Source organism: Paraburkholderia sp. BR10872 (assembly GCF_040965835.1).
GTDB lineage: Bacteria > Pseudomonadota > Gammaproteobacteria > Burkholderiales > Burkholderiaceae > Paraburkholderia > Paraburkholderia nodosa_A.
In genome coordinates this window covers 1-1,858 of the sequence record NZ_JBFRCN010000130.1, presented here as the reverse complement: position 1 = coordinate 1,858, position 1,858 = coordinate 1, and the positions used below count along the sequence as shown (strand labels likewise).

The following is a 1,858-nucleotide window of genomic DNA, read 5'->3' as shown; positions in this document are numbered from 1 at the left end:
AGAGAATGAGGCAGCGAACGCGAGCGGCTCATTGACAGCAATTGTTCTCGCTCCAGTTCCGACACGACAACCTCGATTCCTTTACGTCCCATGATCGCCTCCAACACGCCGTGAATTCGATCATAGACCAATCTGAATTTACGTAAAGTTATTTATGGGACAGAATACTAACAGGCTGTTGAATTTGGATCCCGTGTAAAGGGACGAGCGTTATGGATATCGTGTTCATAATCTTTGGTAGCGGATGCGATGCGCGGAATGGATGAGATGCAGGGTCAAGCTGGAGGACTTCGTCCCGGCAGATCACCCATTGCGACCGATCCGGTTGCTGGTGAATTATGCGTTGAAACGACTCAACGGGCTGTTCAGCGTCATCTATGCGGACACCGGCCGTGTCTCGATTGCGCCTGAGAAGCTGATGCGGGCGCTGCTGTTGCAGGTGTTCTACTCGGTGCGCAGCGAGCGCATGCTGATGGAGCAGATGCGCTACAACCTGCTGTTCCGCTGGTTTGTCGGGCTAGCGATTGAGGACGCCGTGTGGGACCACTCGGTGTTCTCGAAGAACCGCGACCGGCTGCTGGAGCATGAAGTCGTGGAAGCGTTCTTCACCGAAGTCATGAGCCTGGCGGACAAGCAGGGCTTGCTGTCGAGAGACCATTTCTCGGTGGACGGCACGCTGATTCAGGCGTGGGCCAGTCACAAGAGCTTCCGCAGCAAGGACGGCCCGGACGATGGTCCGCCGGCCGGCGGTGGCCGCAACGCCAACACTGACTGGAAAGGCGGGCGACGTAGGAATGCCACGCACGAGTCGACTACTGATCCGGAGGCGCGATTGTTCAAGAAGAGCCACAAGAGCCCTGCCATCCTGTGCTACCACGGGCACATCCTGATGGAGAATCGCTCGGGGCTGGTGGTCGGCGCCGTGGTCAGTCACGCAGATGGTTTCGCCGAGCGGGCCAGCGCGTTGCAATTGCTCGATTGCGTGCCAGGCGCTCATGCGAAGACAGTTGGTGCCGACAAGGCGTATGACACCCGCGAATTCGTGAACGATTGCCGCGCTCGCAACGTGACACCGCATGTCGCGCGCAACGATGAGCGTTGGAGCGGCAGCGCAATCGACGGTCGCACTTCGCGGCATGCGGGCTACCGGATTAGCCAGATCATCCGCAAACGAATCGAAGAGCATTTCGGCTGGGGCAAGACCATCGGACGGATCCGGCAGACGGTCTATCGCGGCATCAAGCGCGTCGACCAGCACTTCATGCTGACGATGGTTGCGAGCAATCTGACCCGCATGGCCCGAATGCCAGGGGTGGTGCCGCAAGGAGCGACGCGATGAGCCGACACGGCGCGAAGATTGCGCGCCACAAGGGTTGCATGCGTGCGCATGCCCCGCGCAGATTGCGCGGCGAACCGGTAATTCAGCGGGAAATCACACGCGCAAGCCTCCTGAACATGGCTTCGGTCGTCATGACGGGGCGCTTTTCAACAGCCTGCTAAAGAAGAAAGCCCGTTCTGGCCGCCGATTTTGCCAACATTTTCGGATCAAGGTCGACAAACCTAGCGAGGCCGAATCGTCCACCTTGTACTCGTGCCGCGCCGCTGCCCTCTTGATCCGAGTCCACATGTAACAACGTAGTCCGTCGACGTCGCCGGGGCTGACGCGCCTCGGTGCGTTACCGTGCTACGCGCCGCCGGGTACTGGTCTTTCTCAATCAGAAGCCGGTCGACGCCGTAGACGTGAACGACTTGATACCGGGGCCGGCGGCGACGTAGTCGATAGCCCTCATCGAGCCCCTTCAGGTTCCGCCGTTGGAAGGGACGGCTGTGTCGACCAAGGCCGCGCCACATGGGCTAG

Annotated in this window: 1 pseudogene; it reads left to right on the top strand. The window is 59.7% G+C overall.

The window, feature by feature from the left end:
• Nucleotides 1-249: 249 nt before the first annotated feature.
• A pseudogene (locus AB4Y43_RS40315) lies at nt 250-1,339 on the top strand (IS5 family transposase).
• The last annotated feature ends 519 nt before the right edge of the window (nt 1,340-1,858 follow it).